Raw genomic sequence first — 23,661 nt, 5'->3', positions numbered from 1 at the left:
TTCCGCGGCCTTCCGCGGAATTCCCCGGGCCGCCCCGCCCGTCCCGGGCTACCGTCGGAACCATGCGTACCGTCATCGCCGGGGGCCACGGACAGATCGCGCTCCGGCTGGAACGGCTGCTCGCCGCCCGCGGCGAGCGCCCCGCCGGAATCATCCGCCGCCCCGAACAGGCCCAGGACCTGGTCGACGCCGGCGCCGAGCCGCTGGTGCTCGACCTGGAGTCCGCCACCGCCACCCAACTCGCCGGACTGCTGACCGGCGCCGACGCGGTCGTCTTCGCCGCCGGCGCCGGACCGGGCAGCGGCGCCGCCCGCAAGAACACCGTGGACCGGGACGCCGCCGTCCTGCTCGCCGACGCCGCCGAACTCGCCGGGGTCCGCCGGTACCTGATGGTCTCGTCGATGGGTGCCGACGCCGAGGCCCGCCACCCCGCCGACGAGGTCTTCGAGACCTACCTGCGGGCCAAGGGCGCCGCCGACGACGCCGTCCGGGCCCGGACCGGCCTGGACTGGACGGTGCTGCGCCCCGGACGGCTCACCGACGGGCCCGGCCCCGGACTGGTCCGGCTGGCCCCCTCGGTCGACCGCGGCCCGGTGGACCGGGCCGACGTGGCCGCCGTCCTGGCCGCCCTGCTGCACGAACCCGGCACCGCCGGACTGACCCTGGAACTGGTCTCCGGGAACGTCGCCGTCGAGGAGGCGGTCGCCGCGGCCGCCGGACACGACGGCTGAGCCCGCGCGGGCACGAACGCGAGGAGGGCCCGGTTCGACGAACCGGGCCCTCCTGCCGCGGCACCGCCAGGGCGCCACTGCGGCACTGCTACGGCACTGCTACGTCGTCGCTCAGAGGTCGAGGCCGGTCAGGACCATGACCTTCTCGACGGTGTAGTCGTCCATCGCGTACTTGACGCCCTCACGGCCGACACCGGAGTCCTTGACGCCGCCGTACGGCATCTGGTCGGCACGGTAGGACGGCGCGTCGCCGATGATCACACCGCCGACCTCCAGCTCCCGGTGGGCGCGGAAGGCGGTCTGCAGGTCGTGGGTGAACACGCCCGCCTGGAGGCCGAACGCGGAGTCGTTGACGGCCGCGAAGGCCTCGTCCACGCCGTCCACCTTGTGCAGCGACAGCACCGGGCCGAACACCTCGGCCTTGGCCAGGATGGCGTCCCCGGGCAGGTCGGCCAGCACGGTCGGGGCGTAGGTCGCGCCCTCGCGGGTGCCGCCGGTGAGCACCTTGGCACCCTTGGCGACCGCGTCCTCGACCCAGGACTCGACGCGCTTCGCGGCGTTCTCGTCGACCAGCGGGCCGACGTCGGTGGCGTCGTCGCTCGGGTCACCGGTGACCTGCGCCCGGACCTTGGCGACGACCTTCTCCGCCAGCGCGTCGTACACCGACGCGTCGGCGATCACCCGCTGGACCGAGATGCACGACTGGCCGCCCTGGTAGTTGGCGAACATCGCGATCCGGGTGGCCGCCCAGTCCAGGTCGGCCTCCGAGGACCAGTCGGCGAGCACCACGGCCGCGGCGTTGCCGCCGAGCTCCAGGGTGCAGTGCTTGCGCGGCACCGAGTCCATGATCTGGTAGCCGACCTTGTCCGAACCGGTGAAGGAGATCACCGGCAGGCGCTCGTCCTGCACCAGGGCCGGCATCCGGTCGTTCGGCACGGTCAGGATCGACCAGGAGCCGACCGGCAGGTCGGTCTCGGCCAGGATCTCGCCCAGCACCATCGCCGACAGCGGGGTCGCCGGAGCCGGCTTCAGGATGATCGGGGCACCGACCGCGATCGCCGGGGCGACCTTGTGGGCGACCAGGTTCAGCGGGAAGTTGAACGGGGCGATCCCCAGCACCACGCCGCGCGGGAAGCGCCGCACCACCGCGAAGCGGCCCACGCCGCCCGGGTCGGTGTCCAGGCGCATGGTCTCGCCGTTGGTGCGGCGCGCCTCCTCGGCGGCCCAGCGGAAGACCGACACCGCGCGGCCGATCTCACCGCGGGCCCACTTGATCGGCTTGCCGTTCTCGGCGCTGACCAGCTGGGCGAGCTCCTCGGTGCGCTCGGTCAGCCGCTTGGCCACGTGGTCCAGGGCGCCGGCACGCTGGTGCGCCGGAGTGGCGGCGAACACCGGCAGCGCGGCGACGGCGGCGTCCAGCGCCTCCTCGACCTGAGCCTCGGTCGGGATGCTCACCTTGCCGACCAGACGGCCGTCCCAGCTGTTGTGCACCTCGAAGTCGGCGTCACCGCTCGCCCGGCGGCCGGCGAGCCAGAAATCGTACGTGGTGGTCACCGTGGTACCGGCCCTCTCCTCGTCTGTCCTACGGCCCACGGACGTGGGACCCGGTTTTGAGGGTAGGCGGGGCGGCGCGCCGACCGGATTGGCCGACTAGGAGCGTTCGCCCCCGGGGCCACTCCACCGCGTCCTACCGGGGCACGGCCGCGGCGGCCGGGGCGGCGAGTGCGGCCGTGCTGCCGGGGCCGCGGGTGCGGCCGTACCACCTCGGCCGCGCGTCCTGCCGGCGCGTCACTCCTCGCCGGAACGCAGCGCCAGCCACAGCTCCATCCGCACGTCCGTGTCGTCCAGCGAACGGCCCAGCAGCTCCTCGACCCGGCGCATCCGGTAACGCAGCGTGTGCCGGTGCACCCCCAGGTCCGCCGCCGCCGCGTCCCACTGGCCGTGTCGCGACAGCCACGCCCGCAGCGAGGCCACCAGATCCCCGCGAGCCGTCCGGTCGTGCTCCCGCAACGGCCGCAGCAGCCCCTCCGCGAAGGCCGTCACCGCGTCCTCGCCCAGCAGCGGCAGCAGCGACCCCGCGCCGACCTCCTCGTGGTCCACCGACCGGCGGCCACCGCGCAGCGCCACCGCCAGCGCCCGCTCGGCCTGCGCGTGCGCCGTCCCGGCCTCCTCCAACGCGGCCGCCGCCGAGACGCCCAGCGACAGGCCCTCGTGCTCCTCCACCGCGCCCAGACAGGCCCGGTGCACCGCGCCGTTGTCCAGCGCCAGCACCATCAGCCGCGGCCCGTGCGCACCGTCCTCCCGCGCCACCAGCAGCTTCTCGCCCACCCGGGCGCCCGCCTGCTCGGCCCGGTCACCCAGCTCCCCGAGCGCCTCCGCGGCATCCGCGTTCGCCGGCCCGGCCCCGGCCACCAGAACCCGCACCGTCCCCTCCGGCATCCCCCCGAACAACCCCACCGCCACCTGGCGGGCCGTCGCCACCTCACCGGCCAGCACCATCCGCAGCAGCGCCGCGCCCATCCGCTCCTCGGCCTGCCGCAGCTCCCGCGAACGCTCCAGGGTCAACGTCAGCAGCGCCACCGCCGCGTTCAGCACGTACCGCTCGGTCGGCGTGATCCGGTCCTCGGTCCCGACCGCCAGGAAACCCCGCGCCCGCCGGTCCGCCCCCAGCGACTGGACCACCACGTAGTCCTCGTCCGCCGTGTCTATCCCCGGCGCCCGCCCCTGCAACGCCGCACTCGACGGCGCCGGCCGCCGACGCAGCCGGTCCACCTCCGCCGCCAGCCGCCCCGCCCGGCGCGCCGCCCAGTCCGGCGCCACCACCGACAGCGCGCCCGACCCGTCGTACAGCGCCGCCCAGCCCCCCAGCCGGGCCGCCAGTCGACGCACCACCGCCGTCGTGCCGTCCTTGCCGAGCGCCGCCCGGGTCAGCTCCTCCTGCGCCTCGAAGCTGGTCGTCACCGCCTCGTACTGCTCCGCGGCCAGCGCCGCCGACACCACCTTGCTGATCGCGATGAACGGCGTCGGCTCCGGCACCCGCAACAGCGGCAGCCCGCGCTGCGCCGCCGCGTCCACCAGCGGCTGCGGCACCTCCGTGTGCGACAACCCCACCCCGAGCCCCAGGCCGACCACCCCCGCATCGGCCAGCCGGTGCACGTACGCCTGCAGCTGCGCCGCCGTACGGCCCAGCTTGATACCGGTGGTGAGCAGCAGCTCACCACCCTCCAGGAACGGTGTCGGGTCGTCCAGCTCGCTGGTGTGCACCCAGCGGACCGGCCGCTCCAGGTGATCCGCACCGGCGAGGACCGTCAGATGGAGCGACGTGTTGCGAACGACGGAGGCGAGTGTGGGGGGCATGGCACCTTCGAAGGATCGACCTGACCGCGCCGTTGCGGCCGGGCGAGGAGAGGGACGTGGGACTGGTGAGGGTCTCTCCCCTTCATTATGGACGCTCCGGACAACCCGCACTGCCGAATCCACCTCGAAGGCGACTTCCCCGGCAGCCCCGCCATCACCCCCTGAGATCCACCAGCAACGGCGGAACCTGCTCCCCCGACACCGCCGTCAACGACACCACCGCATGCCCCGCCGGCAGCGCGTGCGCCAGATCCGACGGCGACCACCGCAGCCGCTCCACGTCCCGCGTCGTCACCGACTCCGTCTGCGCCGTCGTCCCCGACAACGCCTTCCGCCCGATCCGCCCCGCCCGCCGTATCACGCCACCGGAGGTGTCGGGGGTGTGGGTGACCGCGGTCTCCTGCACCAGGTGCGTCCCCCAGGCCTCCGAGAAGAGCTTCCCGTCCCACGGCGCGATCCCCGGGAACGCCATCCGGCAGCCGACCGCACCGAACAACGGAGCCCGCAGCGCCTCCGGCAAGTCCACCAGCGTCCGCAGCAACAGCACCGCGCCCGCGTTCGCCCCGCGCATCCGCTGGAGGCCGCGAACGGTGTTCGCGTCCAGGGCGGCGGACGCGTCGTCCACCACCAGACCGGCGAACAGCGAACGGTCCTCGCGGGCCCCGGCCGCCTGCACGAACTGCCCCACCACCAGCCGGGACAGCATCCGCGCCGCCTCCGGGTGGCTCCGCTCGGGCAGCTTCACCCGAACGCGGAGCGGATGGTCAAGCGCTCGCATCGCGAACGGGGGCCGACCGGTGCCGTCGGTCGCGAAGGCGCCCTCGAAGGCGGGCCGCTCCAGCAGCGCCAGCCGGTCCGCCAGCAGCGCCCCCGGGTCGTCCGCCCGGCCGCGCTGCCGCTCCCGGTACTCCAGGTCCCGCTCGTGGACGGCCAGCCGACCGGCCACACCGAGCGCCTTCACCAGAGCCGCCAGCACGTCCGGCTCGCCGGCCAGCAGCGCCCGCAGCGCCCGCACGCCCGGGTAGCGGCCGTACGCCGCGTGGAACGGGCCCACCACCTGCTGCAGCGCGGTACGGGCATGCTCCGCGCGGGCGGTCAGCTCGTCCGGCAGCAGCGCCTCGGCCAGCCGGGCGGCCGCCTCGTCGGGATCCCGTGCGGCGCCGTAGAGGTCCAGCCCGTACAGCGAGGACGGATCGCCGGGCGCGATCACCACGTCGTACCAGGAGTCCGGGCCGAGATCGGCGTCCGCCGCCCCGACCACCACCGCGCAGGCCGTGCCGGCCAGCGCCTGCAGGCACAGCGCCTCGGCCACCGGCCGGGCCAGCCGCGCCGTCTTCCCCGTCCCGGCCGGACCCACCGCCAGCAGCGAGGTGCCCAGCACCGCCGGGTCCAGCGCGAATCCGGCCGCCCGGTGGCCCAACGGGTTCTTCGGGACGTCCTGCGCCGTACCCAACCGGACCTGGCCGAGCAGCAGATCGTGCCGCTCGGCACGGCCGGGCAGCTCGCGCGACTCGGAAGGGTGGGCGAAAGCCGCCGCGCCGCGGGTGGCCACCTGCTCGGTGAAGGCGGGCACGAACACCGGATCCGCCTGGGCGGACTCCCAGGCGCGCCGGATCCGCACGTAGTCGACGTCCCCCAGAGCCTCACCGTCCAGCCTGGCGGCCGCCTCGGCCGCACCGCCTCGGCGCAGCCCGTCCCACGGGTCCTGCCCCCGCGCGGCCTCGGCCACCACCGGGGCGTCCTCCTCGGCGGGCTGCTCCTGCGTCACCGTGCGCGACAGCAGCGGGGCGGCGTAGCGGCGCCACACCTCGAGCCAGCGGCCCATCCGGCCGAAGATCTTGATGACGGCCACAGCCACCAACACGTTCACCGACAGCCCGACGACAGTCACGAGGGTCTCGGAAGGGTGTTCGACCCAGACGGTCATCACGATCAGGTGGAGCATGAGCTGAGTGCCGTAGACGAAGGCCGGCCACGCGACCACCGCGTTGAGCCCCGCCCGCAGCAGCAGCGGCCAGGTGGCGACCTTGGCCGCCTCGGCCCGCTCCGGGTCGAGGGGGCGGTAGCCGAGGCGGTAGACGCCCGGGTCGGCGTCGGGGCGCGGGGCGCAGGCCCAGCCGGCGAGGTCGAAGGAGGGGGTCCCCCCGCCGGGGCGTTGGTGGGGCATGGGGGTCGGGGGTCTGGTGGTGGTGCGCTCGCCGTGGTGGTGTGCCCCGTCCTGTGCCATGTACGGCCCCGCTCCCTCGCCCGCCCGGCCCGACCACCGTCGGTGCCGCCATACCCATGCCGCCGTACCGGCGACACGCCCGCGCTCAGGGTAGTGGAGCGTGGCCTGCGGGTAGTCGTGCCACCCGCGCTGGCCGTGCCGGACAAGTCGGACGGCGCACTGCTACCGAGTGGCGCGTGCCCGGGTGGGGAGGGCGGCCGTAGCCTGCGAAGCACCGAGCCGAGAAGTCTGGAGAAACCCCATGAGCGCCGCAACGCCGCTCCCGCAGGAGCGCCGCCTGGTCACCGCGATCCCCGGTCCGAAGTCGCAGGAGCTGCACGCCCGCAAGCTGGGTGCGGTGGCGGCCGGTGTCGGCACCACCCTGCCGGTGTACGTGTCCCGTGCCAACGGCGGCGTGCTGGAGGACGTGGACGGCAACTCGCTGATCGACTTCGGCTCCGGCATCGCCGTGACCAACGTCGGCAACAGCGCCGAGGCCGTGGTGGCCCGGACGACCGAGCAGCTGGGCAACTTCACCCACACCTGCTTCATGGTGACCCCGTACGAGGGTTACGTGGCGGTCGCCGAGCAGCTGAACGAGCTGACCCCGGGTGACCACGAGAAGCGCACCGCGCTGTTCAACTCGGGCTCCGAGGCCGTCGAGAACGCGGTGAAGATCGCCCGCGCCTACACCAAGCGCCAGGCCATCGTGGTCTTCGACCACGGCTACCACGGCCGCACCAACCTGACCCTGGCGCTGACGGCGAAGAACATGCCGTACAAGCAGGGCTTCGGTCCGTTCGCCCCCGAGGTGTACCGGGTGCCGGTCGCCTACCCGTACCGCTGGCTGACCGGTGCGGAGAACGCCGCCGCCGAGGCCGCCGCCCAGGCGATCGACACCATCAACAAGCAGATCGGCGCGGAGAACGTCGCCGCGATCATCATCGAGCCGATCCAGGGCGAGGGCGGCTTCATCGAGCCGGCCAAGGGCTTCCTGCCGGCGATCGTGGAGTTCGCGAAGGCGAACGGCATCGTGTTCGTCGCGGACGAGATCCAGACCGGTTTCTGCCGCACCGGCCAGTGGTTCGCGTGCGAGGACGAGGGCATCGTCCCGGACCTGATCACGACCGCCAAGGGCATCGCCGGCGGTCTGCCGCTGTCCGCCCTGACCGGCCGCGCCGAGATCATGGACGCCGCGCAGACCGGTGGCCTGGGTGGCACCTACGGCGGCAACCCGGTGGCCTGTGCCGCCGCGCTGGGCGCCATCGAGACCATGAAGGAGCAGGACCTCAACGGCAAGGCGCAGCGGATCGGCGAGATCATGCTGGGCCGCCTGCGGGCCATGCAGGAGAAGTACGAGATCATCGGTGAGGTCCGCGGCCGCGGCGCGATGATCGCCATCGAGCTGGTGGTGCCGGGTGGCAAGGAGCCGAACGCGGAGGTCACCGCGGCCATCGCCAAGGCCTGCCACGCCGAGGGCCTGGTCGTGCTGACCGCCGGTACCTACGGCAACGTGCTGCGCTTCCTGCCGCCGCTGGTCATGCCGGAGCACCTGCTGAACGAGGGCCTGGACATCCTGGAGGGTGCGTTCGCCGCCCTCTGAGCGGTGTCGCCCGTCAGGTCGTGAACCCCCTTCCGGAGGGTTGTCCGGACAGCGCTGAACGGCCCGTGGGGACCTCTGGTCCGCACGGGCCGTTCGGTTTCCGGCGTACCGTGCGGGTGGCCCGGGCACGGTCGACGGGACGCCCCGGACGCTGCCCCGCGCGGGGTGAAGATGGTGTGCGGAATCGCTGAAGGCGCTCGGCGCGGAAGGGCTGTTGACGTAGTGTCATCGCAGATGGACAGCGAGCCCCAGCCGTTGGCGCGGCCGTCCGCGGGACCCCTGCGGGGGCCGCTCGCGCGGGTGCCGCACGAGGACGACCAGGCCGGCCCGGGAGGGTCGGCGCACACCGAAGGCCGATCGACCGACCGTCCGACCCACACCCCCCGGGGCGCACGGAACGGCGATCATCAGAGCCGCCCCGGAGCTCTCCCCCCTGCTCCGGGGCGGCTGTCCGCCGTTGTGGGCCGGGCGGCGCGGTCGGTGGCCGTGCCGGTGGTCGCGGCGGTGCTGCTGCTGGTGGTGTCCTGGCAGGTCGCGGCGGACGGGCCGCTGCTCGGCGTGGACCGTGCGGTCCGCCGGGCGGTCGGTGCGGCGCACCGGGACTTCCCGAACGCGTTGTTCGACGGGCTCGGCAACTTCCTGTCGGACCTGGGCAGCAGTGTGCCGGCGATCCCGGTGCTGCTGCTGGCCGGCGCGCTGGCCGCGTGGCTGGGGCGGCGGGCCGGGGCCGGGCGCTGGTGGCTGCCGCTGCCGGTGGCGGCGCTGACGGCGGTGCTGATCCCGCTGCTGGTGGTTCCGGCGAAGTCGGCGTTCGCCCGGCCGGGTCCGCTCGGGGAGCCGCTGTCGGCGGGCCAGTGGGGCTGGTACCCCTCCGGGCACACCGCGACCGCGACGATCTCGTACGGGGTGGCGGCGCTGTTGCTGGCCGGGGTGGCGGGGCCGCGCGCCGTCCGGGGGCTGACGGCGGGTGCGGTGCTGCTGTCGCTCGGGGTGGGCGCGGGGCTGGTGTGGAGCGACTTCCACTGGCTGCTGGACGTGGTGGCGAGCTGGTGCCTGGCCGTCCTGGTGCTGTGGGCGTTCGCCCGGTGGCTGCCCCGGCCGGGTCCCGGGGGACGTCAGGCTTCGGGGGCCTCCTCGTTGCGGTGAACCAGGCCGGGCTCGCCGTTGTCCCGGTGCCACTCGATGACGAGTTCGTCGCGGGCGCCGAAGCGGACCAGGTGGCGGCCGACGACGTCCTCCAGGCCGGGCAGGTTCTCGCGCTCGCCCTCGACGGTGAGCAGCAGCGCGTCGGGCTGCGCCTCGAGGGTGGCGGTGCCGGCGCCGAAGACCATCGTGCCGCGGCCGGTCTCCTCGGAGTAGACGGCTTCGATCTTGCGCCCCATGTGGGCGGTGAGCTGCTTGGCGTAACGGCCCGGGCGGTCGGTGGCGACGCGGGCTTCGGAGCGGGGCATGGGCCCTCCAAGGTCGGGAGGGGGAACTTAGGGTCCCCTCACTTGGGGCAACGCTAACCCAGATGCTGAGCCAGGCTCAACATATTTCCGCGATCGCCCTCCGCCGCCGGTCGCGGGCCCCGGGCCGACGGCTACCCTTGGGCGGACGCCAGCCGAGGAGACCGCCGATGACCACCACGCCGACCGACGAACCGGCGGACCCCTCTCCCGGCCCCCGGCCCGGCACCCCGGGCGCCGCCGCCGAGCTGGCCGACGCGATGACCAGGGCGATCAAGCGGATCCGCCGTCAGACCGGCTGGCGGCTGGAGCCGTACGGCATCACCCCCGGCCAGGCCCGGGCCCTGCGGATGCTCGCCCACGTGCCCGGCTGCGAGACGCCGGACCGCGCGATGCGGCTGAGCGACCTCGCCGACAAGCTGCACATCGCCCCGCGCTCGGCGACCACCGTGGTCGACGCGCTGGAGGAGGCCGGTCTGGTCGAGCGCAGCCCCGACCCGGCCGACCGGCGGGCGGTGCGGATCCTGCTGACCGAGGCCGGCCGGGCGGCGGTGGAGCGGATCGGGCAGGTCCGGGACGAGGTGGCGCAGGAGTACTTCGGCGAGGTCAGCCCCGCCGACGAGGAGGTGCTGCTGCGGGTGCTGCGCTCGGCCGAGGCCCGTTTCCTCGAAGCCGGGCCACCACGCCGGTAGCGGCCCCCGGACGCAGCGCGGTGATCCCGATCCCGGCGATCACCAGCAGCGCGGCCGCGGCGGCCGTCGGGCTGACCCGCTCGCCCAGCAGCAGCCAGGCCGAGGACATCCCGAACACCGGGACCAGCAACGAGTAGGGCGCGACGGCGGTCGCGTCGTAGCTGCGCAGCAGGAAGCTCCAGGCGACGAAGCCGAGCAGGGTGGAGACCAGTCCGACGTAGCCGATCGCCCCCAGTCCGGCCGGGGTGATCCCGCGCAGGGCGCGCAGGTCCGCCTCGGGCCCCTCGACCAGCAGGGACAGGCCCAGCAGCGGCAGCGGCGGGACGGCGCTGACCCAGACCATCCAGCGCAGGGCGTCCGGCGGCGCGGCCTTGCGGGTCAGCACGTTGGCCAGGCCCCAGGCGACGGCGGCCAGGACGACCAGGGCGAAGGCCCCGAGCGGTCCGCCCGCGCCCTGGTCCCAGGCGCTCAGCGCGATGCCGGCGAAGGCGACCGCCAGGCCCGCCAGCCGCTGTCCCCCGGGGCGTTCGCGCAGCAGTACGGCGGCGAACAGCGCGGTGAAGCCGGCCTGCCCCTGGAGCACCAGGGAGGAGAGTCCGGTCGGCATCCCGGCGTGCATGCCGAGGAAGAGCAGACCGAACTTGACCACCCCGAGGACCACGCCGACCGCCACCACCCAGCGCCAGGCCACCCGGGGCGGGCCGACGAAGAAGACCGCCGGCACCGCGACGACGGCGAACCGCAGGGCGCAGAAGAGCAGTGGCGGGAAGCTGTCGAGGCCGACGTGGATCAGGACGAAGTTGAGGCCCCAGACGGCGGCCACCAGGACGGCCAGGGCGATGTGACGCGGGCTCATGCCGCCCCCGGCCCCGTCGCCTCCCGTGCCGTCGGTGCTGCCCGTGCTGGTGGAGCCGCCCGTGCTGGTGGAGCCGCTCGGGGCGGCGGCGGTTGTCGCGGTCATGGGTCGAGCATGATGGCGCCGGACCGTGTAGCACCAGCGATGAATACTGAAGGCAACGCTTTAGGATCGCTGCATGATGGATCTGGGGCGCCTGCGGGCGCTGCACGCGGTGGCGGTGCACGGCTCGGTCGGCGGGGCTGCGGCTGCGCTCGGCTTCACGCCCTCGGCGGTCTCGCAGCAGATCGCCAAACTGGAGCGGGAGACCCGGACGGTGCTGCTGGAGCGGCAGGGCCGCGGCGTGGTGCTGACCGACGCGGCGCGCGAGCTGGCCGTCACCGCGCGGACCGTGCTGGGGCTGGTGGAGCAGGCGGAGGTGCGGCTGGAGGAGCAGCGCGGCCGGGCCGTCGGGCGGCTGCTGGTGGCCGCGTTCCCGTCCGGTGCCCGCGGACTGATGCCCGGGGCGCTGGCCGATCTGCGACAGCGCTGTCCGGAGCTGGACGTCCGGTTGCTGGAGCGCGACCCCTACCCGGCGGCCGAACTGGTGGCCCGGGGCGAGGTGGACCTGGCGCTGGTGCAGGACTGGCCGACCGTGCCGCTGCCGGTGCAGGAGGGGGTCTCCCGGATGGACCTCGGCACGGACCCGGTGGACCTGCTGCTGCCCGCCGACGACGCCCTCGCCGCGCTCGACCGGGTACCGGTGGAGCGGTTGTGCGGGCAGCGCTGGATCAGCGTGCCGCCGGGCAACATCTGCCACGACTGGCTGGTCCGCACTCTGCGCGAGGCGGGCGAGGAACCGGACGTGCGCTACCAGGTCGGGGAGTTCGAGACGCAGATCGCCCTGGTCGCGGCCGGTCTGGGCATGGGCCTGGTGCCGAGGCTCGGACGGGGCCCGCTGCCGCCCGGAGTGGCGGCCCGCCGGGTGACGCCGGAGCCGAGCCGCCGGGTGTTCGCACTCTGGCGTTCCCAGGCCTCCCGGCGGCCGGCCATCACCGAGGCGCTGGCCTCGATGCGGGAGTACTGGGGGCGGCTTCCGTCCTGAGGGCTCCCGCGCCGGGCTCGCGGGTCCGGTGCGGCCTCGCCCGGGTCTCGCGCGGCCTCGTGCGGGCCGTACGGCCTCGCACGGACCTCGCACGGACCTCGTACGGGTCTCGTGCGGGCCTCAGCCGGCGAAGCCGATCACCAGCCACATGAAGCCGACCCCGGCCACGGTGCAGAGCAGGGTGCTGCGCGAGGGGTGCGGGCTGTGCGCCTCGGGGAGGATGTCGGAGGTCGCCAGGTAGAGCAGGAAGCCGGAGAAGAAGCCCAGGTAGAGGCCGAGCAGGTGCTCCGGGATGGTGAACGCCAGGGTGATCGCCGCGCCGGACACCGGGGCCAGCGCGTCGGCGGCGAGCAGGGTCAGCGCCCGCCGCCGGTTGTTCCCGTACAGCCGGGTGATCGTGTACGTGTTGAAGCCGTCGGCGAAGTCGTGGGCGACCACGGCGATGGCCACCACCGTGCCGACCGTGGTGCCGGCCTGGAAGGCGGCGCCGATCGCGAAGCCGTCCATGACACTGTGCCCGACCAGGGCCAGCGCGGCGGTCAGCCCGATGCCCTGGCGCCCTGGGGACTGGGTGTGCCCGTGGTGGTGGCCGTGGGAGTGCGCGGCGTACTCGCCCTCGTGGCCGCGGTGGATGGCGACCGCACGCTCGACCACGTGGATGGTGAGGAAGCCGGCCGCGAACATCAGCAGCGCCTGCGGGACACCGTGGACTTCGCCCGGCGCCTGGTGGATCGCCTCCGGCAGCAGGTCGAAGGCGACGACGCCGAGCATCAGTCCGGCGGCGAAGCCGAGCACCAGGTGGCGGCGGTCGCGGGTGCGCTGGGCGACGAAACCGCCGATCAGGGTCATCAGGAACGCCGCGGCGGCGACCAGTACCGCGGTCATCGGGCCGACTCCGTTCCGGTTCCGGCCTGGTGGCCGGGGCCGTCGCCGGGTGGTCCGCCGAGCGTTCTGCCCATTCCTCTCCCCCTGGGATCCGCCCGTGACCGGGCCGACCGCCGACCGTACCGGACGCCCGTTCGGCGGTGATCACCCGGGGTGCCGGGGCCCGACCGGGTGCCGTTCCCCCAGCCTCGGCCCGGGCCCGTCCGGGCACCCGCCGGACGGGTCGCCGGGTGGGCTGTCCGAGTGAGGCCGCCCGCCGGGCGAGGGGCCCGTCAGCCGCCGGTGGCGAGCGGCAGGCCGAGGTGGGTGTGGGCGAGTTCGCGGACGCCGTCGCCGTCGATCAGGTGGATGTGGCGGTGGTTCTCCCCGGCGGTGAGGTCCAGCACCTCCTCGGTGAACCGGCCGGTGGTCAGCCGGAGACCGCGCTCGGCGGACTCCTCCCCGACCGCCTCGGCCAGCGTCTCGATCTGCTCGGCCCCGATCGACCCGGTGTCCCGGGAGGCCCAGACCACCCAGCGGCCGGGCAACGCGCTCCCGGGGGCGCCCTCGCCGGTGGCGACCAGCCCGGCCGGGCCGCGGAGCCGGACGCTCCACCGCGCGATCCCGCCCCGGGTCAGCAGGTCCCGCACCAGCTGGGCGAACTCGTTGGCGGACAGGTCGGAGGCGGCCGGAACGGTGGCCCCGGCCTGGGCGGCCGGCTGGACACCGGTCCGGTCGTACGGGTCCGGGGTGACGGCGGCGCCGAGCTGGCGCAGCCGCACCAGGGCCTCGTCCTGCTCGGCGTCGGCGTAGACGCCCTCGTCGTCGCGTTCCTCGTACGGGGTGCCCGGCGGCAGCAGCCGGGTGCGGGCCAGTGCGTCGCGGTCGGCGTCCACGCTGACCAGGCAGAGCGGCTCGGCCGTGGCGGGATCGCGCAGCCAGCCGTTGAGGACGACGCCGGCGAGTATCTCGTCGGTGTCGACGGCGTCGGCGGCCTGGAGGGCGCGCAGGGCGAGCCGGGCGACCAGCCGCAGGTAGTCGGTGGCCCGGTCCGCGGGCGGACGCGGCACCGTGAGGATGTCGCCGTCCGGGGCGAGCCGGTAGCCGGTGAGCGAGGGCACCAGGTCGAGCGGCGGCAGGTCGAGGTCCAGCACGGCGGTGCGGGTGAGCGGGCGGAAGACCGCCCGGCAGGGTGCGGGCAGGTCCTGGGTGGCGGTCTCGGCGGCGGCCAGCGCCCGTTCCAGCAGCGATTCCACCGCGGCCGGCTCGGCCAGCCGGTAGGCCCGCCGGCACTCCTCCAGGCTCTCGTTGTACTCGCGCACGGCGCGGGCGCGGGCCTCCTCGGCCGCCTCGTGGGCGCGCCGGGACTCGTCGGCGGCCGGGCTGCCGGCCTCGGCCCGGCGGGTGCGCCACTCGCGCAGGGCGCGCTGGTGGGTGAGCCGGGCCTGCGCCAGCTCGCGCTGGTAGCCGGAGTCGAGCAGCCGGCGGGACGGGCCGCTGTCCGGGTCGGCCGCGGGCGGCTCGGCGGGGGCGAAGTCCTCCCAGCGGGGCTCGGCGTCCTCGGTGGCTCCGGGGCCGTCGGCCGGGTAGGGGCGGGGCTGGTAGCGGCGGAGCTGGCTCTCGAAGTCCATGGCCGAGACGGGCAGCGCGGCCCGCCGCAACAGGTCGGCCAGCCGGTCGTGCTCGGCCTGGACGGCGAGCGTGCGGTGGTGGGTCAGGGCGGCGGCCCGGGCGTGCGCCGCCACGGCCTCGTCCGGGTCGGCCGCGCCGGGGCGGACGTGGCCGGGTTCCTGGCCGTCGGGGCCGGTTCCCCGGTCGGCGGGTTCCGAGGCGGACGGGCCGGCTCCGGCGGGACCGGTAGTGGTGGGGCCGGCTCCGGCGGGACCGGTAGTGGTGGGGCCGGTACCGGTGGAACTGCCTCCTGTCGGGCCGTCGCCGGACGGGCCGTCACCGGCCGCGCCGCTGGGGCCGCCGGTGACGGCGCCGTCCGGCTCCCGCTCCTCCTCGGCTCCGAGGTCGCGGAAGACCGAGGCGAGGAAGCCCGGCCGGGGGAACCGGACGGTGACGGGTCCGTCGGACCGGCCGTCTGCTGAGTACTGCATCGGTCGTCGTTCCCCCATGCTCGTCCGGCGCCTGCCCTGGGCGATCGGCGAACCTGTGGACCCGCCGCTGCCGGACATTGTCCCCCGAACGGGCGCAGCGGTCAGCCAAGCCGCTCAGTTGGTCCGGGTGTTGGTCAGGTGCAGCCCGATGTAACCGACGTAGATCCGGCCGCTGCCGGAGCAGTCGTCCAGGTAGTGCAGCCGGGGCGCGGTGCGGCCGCCGCCGATCCGCAGGTGCGCGCCCATGAACGCGCGCCGGGAGGAGTCGACGCATTCCGGCACCGGCAGCATCCGCTCGCGCTTCCACTTGGTGTGGCTGAACACCGTCCGGGACTCCCCGCGGACCGCCTTGCGGGGCGGGAAGCGGTGACAGCCCTCGGGAGTGCGCTCGCACCACTGCTTGAAGTCCCCGCCGGCCGCACCGCGCACGGCCGCTTCGGCGTACTCCTGCAGAGCGGTCAGCCCCTCCCAGGCGAGCCGGACCCAGCCCGCACCGGCGCACTGCAGCTCGTCCAGCGCCAGCGCGACCTTCTGGTCGCCGGTGAAGGTCACCAGCGGGAACTCGCCCAGTCTGGCCATGAGTTCGGAGAAGGTCTCGGGCGTGCCACGGCGGTCGGGGGGCTGGACGGCGGAATGCGGCCCGGCGGCCGACCCGCTGCCGGGGACGACACAGTGGCGTCCGGTCAGGGCGCGGGCTCCGGCGCGGAGGCGGCCCTCCCGGATGTCCCGGCCGTCACGGCCCTCCCGGCCCTGGCCCCGTTCCCGGTGTTCGCGGCGTTCCAGGCGCAGGGTGTGCCGGACCCGCTCCAACTCGTCGGCCCGGGCCTGCTGCTCTGCCCGGTCCTGCTGCTCCTCGTGGACGAGCGCCGCCAGTTCGGCGCCCTGGTACGGGGCGGTCCGTTCGACGGCCGGCTCGACGGCGTGCCCGGCCGTCCGCCCAGTCGGCTCGGCTGCCCGCTCGACGGCCTGCTCCGCGACCTGTTCCACGGCCTGATCCGCAGATTGCTCCGCGGACTGGCGGAGCTGCGGCGGCGGGACGCGCAGCACCGGGACGGCCGCCAGCGGCGGTGGCAGCGGCTGGTCCGCGGCCAGGCGGCGCGGCTCGCGGGCGAGCAGCCCGGCGGCGCGGCGCGGGTCCTCCTCTATTCGGCCCCGGGCGAGCACCGGATGTCGGACGCTGTCCTGCCGGGAGGCCGGGTCGACCTCGGGCAGGTAGGTGCGCACCGCCCCGCCGTAGACGGTGTGGAACTCCAGTGCGACGTTGAACCCGGTGCGGGCGCCGGGGTCCAGCACATAGGTGGTGGCGAGGCCGGGCAGTTGCTGGCAGAGCGGCGCCACCACGTCCTCCACCCAGCGATCGAGCGGGAGGTTCACCGGGACGCTGGCCACCACGGTGGGCAGCCTGCGCTCGGGGTCGCACAGCTCGTCGATCAACGCGTCGACCTCGTCGGCCGTGATCACCCGGGGAGCGGAGCGGACGGCGGACGGGCCGTCGGTGGCGTCGAGCAGCGGGAGGAGCGAGCGGACGAGTTCGGGCACCGGCACCCGGCACGGGGTGCGCACGCCGCTGCCGGTGCTGTGCGTCTCGGCCTCCAGCCGGACCCAGGTGGGGCCGTCCGCCGCGGTGGCCACGGTGAGGGTGAGCTGCTGGGTACCGTGCGGGGCCGGGGTGCGCAGCCGGCGGCGGTCGTAGCGGCCGGCGCCCGGGTCTCCGCGCAGCGGACCCTGGTCCCGGTCGAGCAGGACGCGCTCGCCCAGGCGGAGGCGCTCGGCGGTGGAAACCGGTTCGGCGCTCTGCCCGGCGAGGGCGCGGTGGGCCGGTGGGGGCTCCTCGTACCCCTCCTGCTTCAGCCAGGAGGCCAGCTGCTCGTCGGCCAGGGCGACGGCCTCGGCGTGCCCGAGGAGCGTGGTGACCGTCATCCGGTAGGGCGTCGCGGGACCGCGGGGGCCGGGCAGGTCGGCGGCGGCGTGCGAGCGGACGCGGTTCAGGGCGGGGCGGTTGGCGATCGGGTGGTTCGGAGTCGGGTGGTTCGAATCCGGATGGTTCGAAGCGGAGTGGTACGAGGTCGGACGGTTCGAGGTCGAGCGGTCTGAGGTCATGCGCATACCTCCGTGGTGCGGGGTGGGGTCCTGTGTCCTCCATCGATGGTTTCGTCCGGTTCTGCCGGAACCTTGCCCAGGAAACGCCACGGCCCGGAGCGGAAGTTCCAACTCCGGGCAACGACACTACGTTCGGGTGAATCTGCTCAAGCGATCTTCCGCGTGGCGCAAGGCCTGGGCTACCGGAAACGGCCGGTCACGAGCCGTCCGAGGAGCCGTCCCACGGACCGTCCGCCCCCCTGCCCCCACGAGGTGCCACCCGCCCCGCGGTCGGACCGGCACCTCTCGGAGAGGTGTCAGTCCGACCGGTGCCTCTCAGACCGGCACCTCGACGTAGGTGCGGCCGGCCGGGACCGCCACCGCGGTGCCACCGGTCGCCTCGGCCAGCCAGGTGTGGAAGTCCGCCACGTCCGGTTCCGGCACGCCCACCTCGATCCGCACCCCGGTGGCCTCGTAGGCCAGATCGCTCACCGCGTACCCCGCCGCCCGCAGGTCGTTCTCCACCCGCCCGGCCCGGACGTGGTCCACCGTCACCGCGAGCAGCGCCACCGGTCGGCGCTCCAACAGGCCGATCTCGTCCACCGCCGCCGACACCGCGTTGCCGTACGCCCGCACCAGACCGCCCGCACCGAGCTTGATCCCGCCGAAGTACCGGGTGACCACGGCGACGGTGTCGGTCAGCCCGCGCCGGCGCAGCACCTCCAGCATCGGCACCCCGGCGGTGCCGCCGGGTTCGCCGTCGTCGCTGGAGCGCTCGCGGCGCTGCTCGTCGCCGACCACGAAGGCGGTGCAGTTGTGCCGGGCGTCCCAGTACTGCTTGCGGATGCCGGCGATGAAGGCCTGCGCCTCCTCCTCGTCGGCGACCCGCGCGAGGTGACAGATGAACCGGGACTTCTTGATCTCGGTCTCGTGGCTGCCGGCCCGCCGGATGGTGAGGTACGGCCTGGCGGTGGGCTCCGGCGTGGCGGACATGGTGTGGCGGTCCTCCCGAGGACGGCGAAGGCTGACGGCGCGCACCCCGGGGCACCGGGGCGGCACCGTCAGCCTAGTTGGCGCACGACGGGAGGATCAGCGGCCGGGGCCGACCGTCGGCCGGCGGCCGGCGGCCGCCGGCCGCGGACGGGTCAGCGCCCGGCCAGGGCGTTCAGCCGCTCGCGGCCCAGGCCGGTCAGCGCGGTGACCTCGGCGAGGTCGACGGCTCCGCAGTCCAGGCCGCGCAGCAGGTAGCCGCTCAGCGCCCGGGCGGTGGCCGGCTCGTCCATCACGTCGCCGCCCGCCTTTGCGAGGTACGCGGCCAGCCTGGCGGCCGCGGCCACCAGGCCCTCGCGGTAGAAGGAGTAGACCGCGACGTAGCGGGTGGGCAGGTGCGCCGGGTGCATGTCCCAGCCCTGGTAGTAGGCGCGGGCCAGCGAGCGGCGGACCAGGCCGTGGTGGAGCTTCCAGGCGGCGTGCACCTGCTCGGTGGAGCCGGTCGGGACGACGTTGGTCGAGCCGTCGGAGAGCCGCACCCCGGTGCCCGCGGCCGCCACCTGCATGACCGCCTTGGCGTGGTCGGCGACCGGGTGGTCCATGCTCTGGTGGGCCGCGCTGACGCCGCAGGCGGCGCTGTAGTCGAAGGTCCCGTAGTGCAGGCCGGTGGCGCGCCCCTCGGCGGCCTCGATCATCCGGGCGACGGTGGCCCGGCCGTCCGGGCCGAGGATCGCCTGGGTGGTCTCGATCTGGATCTCGAAGCCGATCCGGCCGGCGGGCAGCCCGGCCCGGCCCTCGAAGTCCTCCAGCAGCCGGACCAGCGCGGTGACCTGCTCGGCGTAGGTCACCTTGGGCAGGGTCAGGACCAGACCGGCCGGCAGCCCTCCGTCGGCCAGCAGGGTGGCCAGGAACAGCTCCAGGGTGCGGATGCCGCGGGCCCGGACGGCGGCCTCCATGCACTTGATCCGGATGCCGAGGTACGGCGGGGCGCCGCCCTCGGCCACCGCCGCGGCGACCAGCTCGGCGGCGCGGACGGCGGCCGCGTCCTCCTCGGCGTCCGGGCGGGGACCGTAGCCGTCCTCGAAGTCGATCCGCAGGTCCTCGATCGGCTCGCGCTCCAGCTTGGCGCGGACCCGGGCGTGCACGTCGGCGAGCAGCTCGTCGTCCGCGACGCCGAGGGCGCGGGCCAGTTCGGCGGGGGTGGCGGCGTGCCGGTCGAAGGCCTCCAGGGCCCGGCGACCCCACTCCCGCACGGTGTCGGCACCGAAGGCGTCGGCCGGGACGTAGACGGTGTGCACCGGCTGCCTGGTCCCGGGTTCGCCCGGGTAACGGTGCGCCAGATCGGCGTCGACGGGGGCGAGCAGCGCCTCCACGGCCGCCCTGGCCGCGGTGGAGAAGGAGGCCCCGTCCGTCGGCCCGTTTCCGTCGACCCCGATCCGTGTCATCCGCACGCCTCCATGCCGAACCAGAGCTTCAACAGTTTGTTGAGGCGAAGGTAGCTCCGGCGGGATCGGCCGTCAATGGTCCGACCGGGCGCCGGACGGCGGCGACCGTGGTCAGTCCCGTCCGGCGGCGACGTAGCGGTCGCGCAGCTCCGGGAAGAGCTCGGCGACCTCCTTGGGGTGGACCGAACCGTCCGAGCCCTTGCCGGCGACACCGAACTCCCTGGTCAGCCAGTCGGCGAGGCGCTGGGGGTCGGGCTGGTGACCGTGGCTGTCGATGTACGAGACCAGCGCCTCGTAGGCGACGTCCGGGTCGAGGCGCGCGGGCGCCGACGGGAAGGCGGGCTGCTCCGCGTGGACGGACTCCTCGGCCGGGACCGACTGGTCGAAGTCGGCGAGCTGCTCGGGCTGGGGCTGGAGCTGGGGACCGACCTGGGGCTGGGGGCCGACCGGAGGCTGGGCCTGCGGGCCGGGCTCGGGAGCGTCAGCGGAGGCGGCAGCCGCGGCCGCGGGCTCCTCCGCGACCGGGCGCGGGGGCTTGAACCAGGGCGAGGCCTGGCCGGGCACCCGCCCACCCGGGCCGGCGTCGGCCGGGTGGCCGGTGGTGCGGACCGGGCGCTCGGTCCAGACGTTCAGCTCCTCGCCGCGCGGCTGCGGGCCGGCGTCCGTCGGCTCCTCCGGTTCCTGGGCGGCCCGCAGCCGGACGGCGGCCAGCTTCGCGAGCATCGGTGCGGCGACCTCGGCGGACAGCGGCGCGACGGCCGCGGGTGCCTGTGCCTGTGCCTGTGCCACAGCCTGTTCGGGCTGGCCCACAGCCTGTTCGGCCTGGACCTCCTGAGCCTGCTGGACCTGCGGCGCGGCCTGCTGGACGGCCTGCGGTGCCTGCTGGAGGTGCTGGGACTGCTGCGGGCGCTGGGCCTGCTGGACGTCGGTCCCGGCGAGCGGGGCGATGGCCGCGGTGGCGCGGTTCTCCTGGCCGGCTATCCCCTGGGTCTCCTGCTCCGTCAGCACCTCCGGGGCCTCGCGCTCACGGCCCTCGTCGTCCAGCCGGTCGAGCAGCGACGGGTCCAGCGGCACGCCGAACTTGGCGAGCTTGAGCGGCAGCAGCGCCTGGATCGGCGCCGAGCGGCGCCAGCCACGGCCGTACCGGAAGCGCAGCTGCGCCCGGTAGACCAGACGGTTCTGTTCCAGTCGGATGACCTCGTCGTAGGAGCGGAGCTCCCAGAGCTTCATCCGCCGCCAGAGCCGGAAGGTCGGCACCGGCGAGAGGAGCCAGCGCATCACCCGGACCGACTCCATGTGGCGGTCCGCCGTGATCGCCGCTATTCGGCCGACCGCGTGCCGCGAGGCCTCGACCACGACGACGAAGAGCACCGGAATGACGGCGTGCATCCCCATGCCGAGCGGGTCGCCCCAGGACGCGGCCGCGTTGAAGGCGATGGTGGCGACGGTCAGCAGCCACGCGGTCTGCCGCAGCATCGGGAAGGGTATCCGCAGCCAGGTCAGCACCAGGTCGAGCGCGAGGAGCACGACGATGCCGGCGTCCACGCCGATCGGGAAGGCGTAGGAGAAGGCGCCGAAGCCCTTCTGCTCGGCCAGCTCGCGCACCGCGTTGTACGAGCCCGCGAAACCGATGCCCGAGATGATGCAGGCACCGGCCGCGACCAGGCCGAGCAGGCCGCGATGGGCCTTGGTGAGCGTTGGGCGTGCCATTACGTCTATCAACCCCTGGATGTCGGCCGCTGCCGTACAGTGCCTCGGCTGCCGGGTCCCGTTCGTCGGGCCGCCGGACGGCTGAGCAACCTCCGGACTCGGCCCACCGGAGTTTACTCGTACGCATGTTTAAGCGTTTCCACAGCCTGGGGTGTCACAGGGCGGCCGCCGGGGCCGGGCCGCGGCACTCCGCGGAGCAGCACCGGAGGTCGGCCGGACCGTCAGCGGGTCCGCCCCGCCGTGCCGTTGAGGTAGGCCAGGACGGCCAGCACCCGGCGGTTGGCGTCCTCGTCGGGGGCGAGTTCGAGCTTGCCGAAGATGTTGGCGATGTGCTTGGCCACCGCACCGTCGCTCACCGACAGCCGGGCGGCGATCGCCGAGTTGGAACAGCCCTCGGCCATCAGTTCCAGCACCTCGCGCTCCCGCGGGGACAGCCGCAGCAACGGACCGGGCCTGCGTGAGGTGGTCTCCATCAGCTTGGCGATCACGTCCGGGTCCATCGCCGTACCGCCCGCCGCCACCCGGCGGACCGCGTCGATGAACTGCCCGGCGTTGAACACCCGGTCCTTCAGCAGGTAGCCGATCCCCCCGGTGCCGTCGGCCAGCAACTCCCGCGCGTAGAGCTGCTGGACGTGCTGCGACAGCACCAGCACCGGCAGGCCCTGGATCTCCCGCCGCGCCTTGAGCGCGGCCTGCAGGCCCTCGTCGGTGAGGGTCGGGGGCAGCCGGACGTCGACCACGGCCACGTCCGGCCGGTGGGTCAGAAGCGCCTCCAACAGCTCGGGACCGGTCTCCACTGCCGCGGCGATGGTGAATCCGTGCGCTTCCAGCAGCCGGATCAGGCCTTCGCGAAGGAGGTAGAGGTCCTCGGCGAGGACAACTCGCACGGCAACTCCAAGGTGATGGTGGTGGGTCCGCCCGACGTGCTGTCGATGGAGAGGACACCGTCGAAGGTACCCAATCGCTTCTCGATGCCACGCAGTCCGGTCCCCCGCGCAGGGTCGGCCACCCCCATCCCGTCGTCCGTCACCGTGATCCGCAGGAAGCCGGCCCGGTAGAGGATGTCCACCCAGACCTGCTCCGCCCCCGAGTGCTTGGCCGCGTTGGCCAGCAGCTCGCAGATGCTGAAGTACACCGCGGCCTCCACCGGCGCCGGCGGACGGTCCGGCAGGCTCACGCACACCTCGGTCGGCAGCGCGCTGTCCAGCGCGAGGGCCCGGACGGCATCGCCGAGTCCGCGCTCGGCGAGTACCGGCGGGTGGATGCCTCGCACCAGGTCCCGCAGCTCCTGGAGGGCCCTGGCCGAGGACTGACGGGCCTCGGCCAGGAGCTCCCGCGCGGCCTCCTGGTCGGTGTCCATCAGGTGCTCGATGGTGCCGAGCGTCATGCCGATCGCGACCAGTCGCGCCTGGGCACCGTCGTGCAGGTCCCGCTCGATCCGCCGCAGCTCGGCCGCCTGGCTGCCCGCGGCGTCCGCCCGCGTCTCGGTCAACTCGACGACCCGCCTGGTCAGCTGGGCGCGTGTCGCCCGGCCGTCCTGATCCAGCACCCGGCGGGCCGCCTCCGCGTACATCCGCAGCACGAACGGTGCCACGAGTACGCCGACGACGACCATGGCGGCTCCGAACGCGATGCTCAGCAGGACGGAGGCCATCCGGCCGCTCAGCGGGCCGAAGTCGTCCGCCGGCACCGGCGAGCCCAGGGTGGAGCCGACGCCCAGCCCGAGCAGGACCGCCACCGGGCCGACCAGGCCCGCCACGAGGAGCGGGTTCACCAGCATCCAGAGCAACTCGGCGCGCGTGGTCCGGTCCCGCAGGCCCCAGTGGACGATCTGCGCGTACTTCGCCACCGTCCGCGAGCGGTGGTACGTGTACCCCGTCCACCAGTGCCCGCGGCCGTCCAACTCCAGCTCCGGACGCGGCTCGTAGGTGGACGGCAACCGTATGCCGAACCAGCGCTCCAGCTGTCCACGGGTACGGGCGGCGACGCTCCGGACGAGGAGGGCGGCGACCACGGAACCGACGAACGCCGCCACCAGCAGCGAGACGAGGATCCCCGGGGAGTAGTTCTGGAGGATCTGGGCCGCGGTCGCCCCCGAGAGAACGGCCGCCGCCACCGGCAGCACGAACCCCGGCACCGCCGTCAGCACCACCACGACCAGTCGCGTCAGGCCCTCGCCGCCGGCCGCGAACGCGGCCCGGGCCTGCGCACGTACGGACGTGCCGCTCGTACGACTCACTGTTGTCACGGGAACTCCTGATGCCGGTACCGATCCTCCTCCATCAGTGTTCACGAACCGTGCGCCACCCACACTGGCCATGGCACCCCAATCCCGGGGTGGACCTAGGACCACCTGCTGGTAGACACAGTGACACCAGCAGGTGAGATGGTCCGGAAATGCGAAGAACCCCCATCCGGAAACCGGATGGGGGTTCTTCTGAATAATTGTTCGGCGGCGTCCTACTCTCCCACAGGGTCCCCCCTGCAGTACCAT

General features: G+C 74.4%; 18 protein-coding genes. 5 read left to right on the top strand and 13 right to left on the bottom strand.

Features of this window, described 5'->3' with window-relative positions; genetic code table 11:
* The first annotated feature begins 62 nt into the window (after positions 1-62).
* Entirely contained in the window at positions 63-731 is a 669-nt protein-coding gene (locus tag ABZ449_RS35390; RefSeq protein WP_360354314.1) for an NAD(P)-binding oxidoreductase, read from the top strand.
* Between the two features lie 111 nt (positions 732-842).
* Here ABZ449_RS35390 and ABZ449_RS35385 read toward each other — a convergent pair whose 3' ends face one another.
* From ABZ449_RS35385 to ABZ449_RS35375, 3 genes are all read right to left on the bottom strand, one after another.
* Entirely contained in the window at positions 843-2,285 is a 1,443-nt protein-coding gene (locus ABZ449_RS35385) for an aldehyde dehydrogenase family protein (protein WP_360354313.1), read from the bottom strand.
* Between the two features lie 234 nt (positions 2,286-2,519).
* Complete coding sequence (locus ABZ449_RS35380; RefSeq protein ID WP_360354311.1) at positions 2,520-4,088, bottom strand: PucR family transcriptional regulator; 1,569 nt, start codon at positions 4,086-4,088, stop codon at positions 2,520-2,522.
* A 154-nt stretch (positions 4,089-4,242) separates the two neighbouring features.
* Positions 4,243-6,315: an ATP-binding protein gene (locus tag ABZ449_RS35375; protein WP_360354309.1), complete on the bottom strand. Its 2,073-nt coding sequence runs from the start codon at positions 6,313-6,315 to the stop codon at positions 4,243-4,245.
* A 241-nt stretch (positions 6,316-6,556) separates the two neighbouring features.
* On the opposite strand from ABZ449_RS35375, the gene gabT reads away from it, so the two are divergent.
* Both gabT and ABZ449_RS35365 read left to right on the top strand, forming a co-directional pair.
* Positions 6,557-7,897 carry a 4-aminobutyrate--2-oxoglutarate transaminase gene (gabT, locus tag ABZ449_RS35370; RefSeq protein WP_360354307.1) on the top strand — a complete coding sequence of 447 codons (1,341 nt, stop codon included), beginning with the start codon at positions 6,557-6,559 and terminating at the stop codon, positions 7,895-7,897.
* A 480-nt stretch (positions 7,898-8,377) separates the two neighbouring features.
* The gene (locus ABZ449_RS35365; protein ID WP_360354305.1) at positions 8,378-9,043 is read left to right on the top strand and encodes a phosphatase PAP2 family protein; all 666 of its coding nucleotides are present in this window, start codon (positions 8,378-8,380) and stop codon (positions 9,041-9,043) included.
* On the opposite strand, the gene ABZ449_RS35360 is transcribed toward ABZ449_RS35365, so the two are convergent.
* A complete protein-coding gene (locus ABZ449_RS35360) occupies positions 9,013-9,348 on the bottom strand; it encodes a DUF2218 domain-containing protein (protein WP_360354303.1) in 336 nt (111 codons plus the stop codon). The genes ABZ449_RS35365 and ABZ449_RS35360 overlap by 31 nt on opposite strands.
* A 167-nt stretch (positions 9,349-9,515) precedes the next feature.
* Between ABZ449_RS35360 and ABZ449_RS35355 the strand changes: the two genes are divergently transcribed.
* Positions 9,516-10,037: a MarR family transcriptional regulator gene (locus ABZ449_RS35355; RefSeq protein WP_360354301.1), complete on the top strand. Its 522-nt coding sequence runs from the start codon at positions 9,516-9,518 to the stop codon at positions 10,035-10,037.
* Here ABZ449_RS35355 and ABZ449_RS35350 read toward each other — a convergent pair.
* Entirely contained in the window at positions 9,952-10,893 is a 942-nt protein-coding gene (locus tag ABZ449_RS35350) for an EamA family transporter (RefSeq protein WP_360354332.1), read from the bottom strand. The two genes, ABZ449_RS35355 and ABZ449_RS35350, sit on opposite strands and share 86 nt — an antisense overlap.
* Positions 10,894-11,071: 178 nt before the next feature.
* Here ABZ449_RS35350 and ABZ449_RS35345 point away from each other — a divergent pair, with 178 nt between their 5' ends.
* Positions 11,072-11,977, top strand: coding sequence for a LysR family transcriptional regulator (locus tag ABZ449_RS35345; protein WP_360354299.1), 906 nt, complete (start codon positions 11,072-11,074; stop codon positions 11,975-11,977).
* A 120-nt stretch (positions 11,978-12,097) separates the two neighbouring features.
* Here the strand turns inward: ABZ449_RS35345 and ABZ449_RS35340 are convergent, their stop codons facing one another.
* From ABZ449_RS35340 to ABZ449_RS35305, 8 genes are all read right to left on the bottom strand, one after another.
* Positions 12,098-12,862, bottom strand: coding sequence for a ZIP family metal transporter (locus tag ABZ449_RS35340; protein WP_360354297.1), 765 nt, complete (start codon positions 12,860-12,862; stop codon positions 12,098-12,100).
* A gap of 272 nt (positions 12,863-13,134) precedes the next feature.
* On the bottom strand, positions 13,135-14,943 hold the full coding sequence (locus ABZ449_RS35335; RefSeq protein ID WP_360354295.1) for a restriction endonuclease: 1,809 nt from the start codon (positions 14,941-14,943) through the stop codon (positions 13,135-13,137).
* A 114-nt stretch (positions 14,944-15,057) separates the two neighbouring features.
* Positions 15,058-17,043, bottom strand: a complete 1,986-nt coding sequence (locus tag ABZ449_RS35330) for a hypothetical protein (protein ID WP_360354293.1) — start codon at positions 17,041-17,043, stop codon at positions 15,058-15,060.
* 315 nt (positions 17,044-17,358) lie between these two features.
* The gene (locus ABZ449_RS35325; protein WP_360354291.1) at positions 17,359-18,015 is read right to left on the bottom strand and encodes a YigZ family protein; all 657 of its coding nucleotides are present in this window, start codon (positions 18,013-18,015) and stop codon (positions 17,359-17,361) included.
* A 152-nt stretch (positions 18,016-18,167) separates the two neighbouring features.
* Positions 18,168-19,457, bottom strand: coding sequence for an aldolase (locus tag ABZ449_RS35320; protein ID WP_360354289.1), 1,290 nt, complete (start codon positions 19,455-19,457; stop codon positions 18,168-18,170).
* Between the two features lie 111 nt (positions 19,458-19,568).
* Positions 19,569-21,167, bottom strand: coding sequence for a DUF2637 domain-containing protein (locus tag ABZ449_RS35315; protein ID WP_360354287.1), 1,599 nt, complete (start codon positions 21,165-21,167; stop codon positions 19,569-19,571).
* A 221-nt stretch (positions 21,168-21,388) separates the two neighbouring features.
* Positions 21,389-22,054 (bottom strand): response regulator transcription factor, encoded by a 666-nt coding sequence (locus tag ABZ449_RS35310; protein ID WP_360354285.1) that lies wholly within the window; start codon positions 22,052-22,054, stop codon positions 21,389-21,391.
* Positions 22,006-23,415: a histidine kinase gene (locus ABZ449_RS35305; protein WP_360354283.1), complete on the bottom strand. Its 1,410-nt coding sequence runs from the start codon at positions 23,413-23,415 to the stop codon at positions 22,006-22,008. Before ABZ449_RS35305 ends, ABZ449_RS35310 begins: the two co-directional genes overlap by 49 nt.
* Between the last annotated feature and the right edge of the window lie 246 nt (positions 23,416-23,661).

Source organism: Kitasatospora sp. NPDC005856, from assembly GCF_040629945.1.
Taxonomy (GTDB): domain Bacteria; phylum Actinomycetota; class Actinomycetes; order Streptomycetales; family Streptomycetaceae; genus Kitasatospora.
Note: the sequence above shows the minus strand (reverse complement) of the source record. Positions and strands in the feature narration are given on the sequence as shown.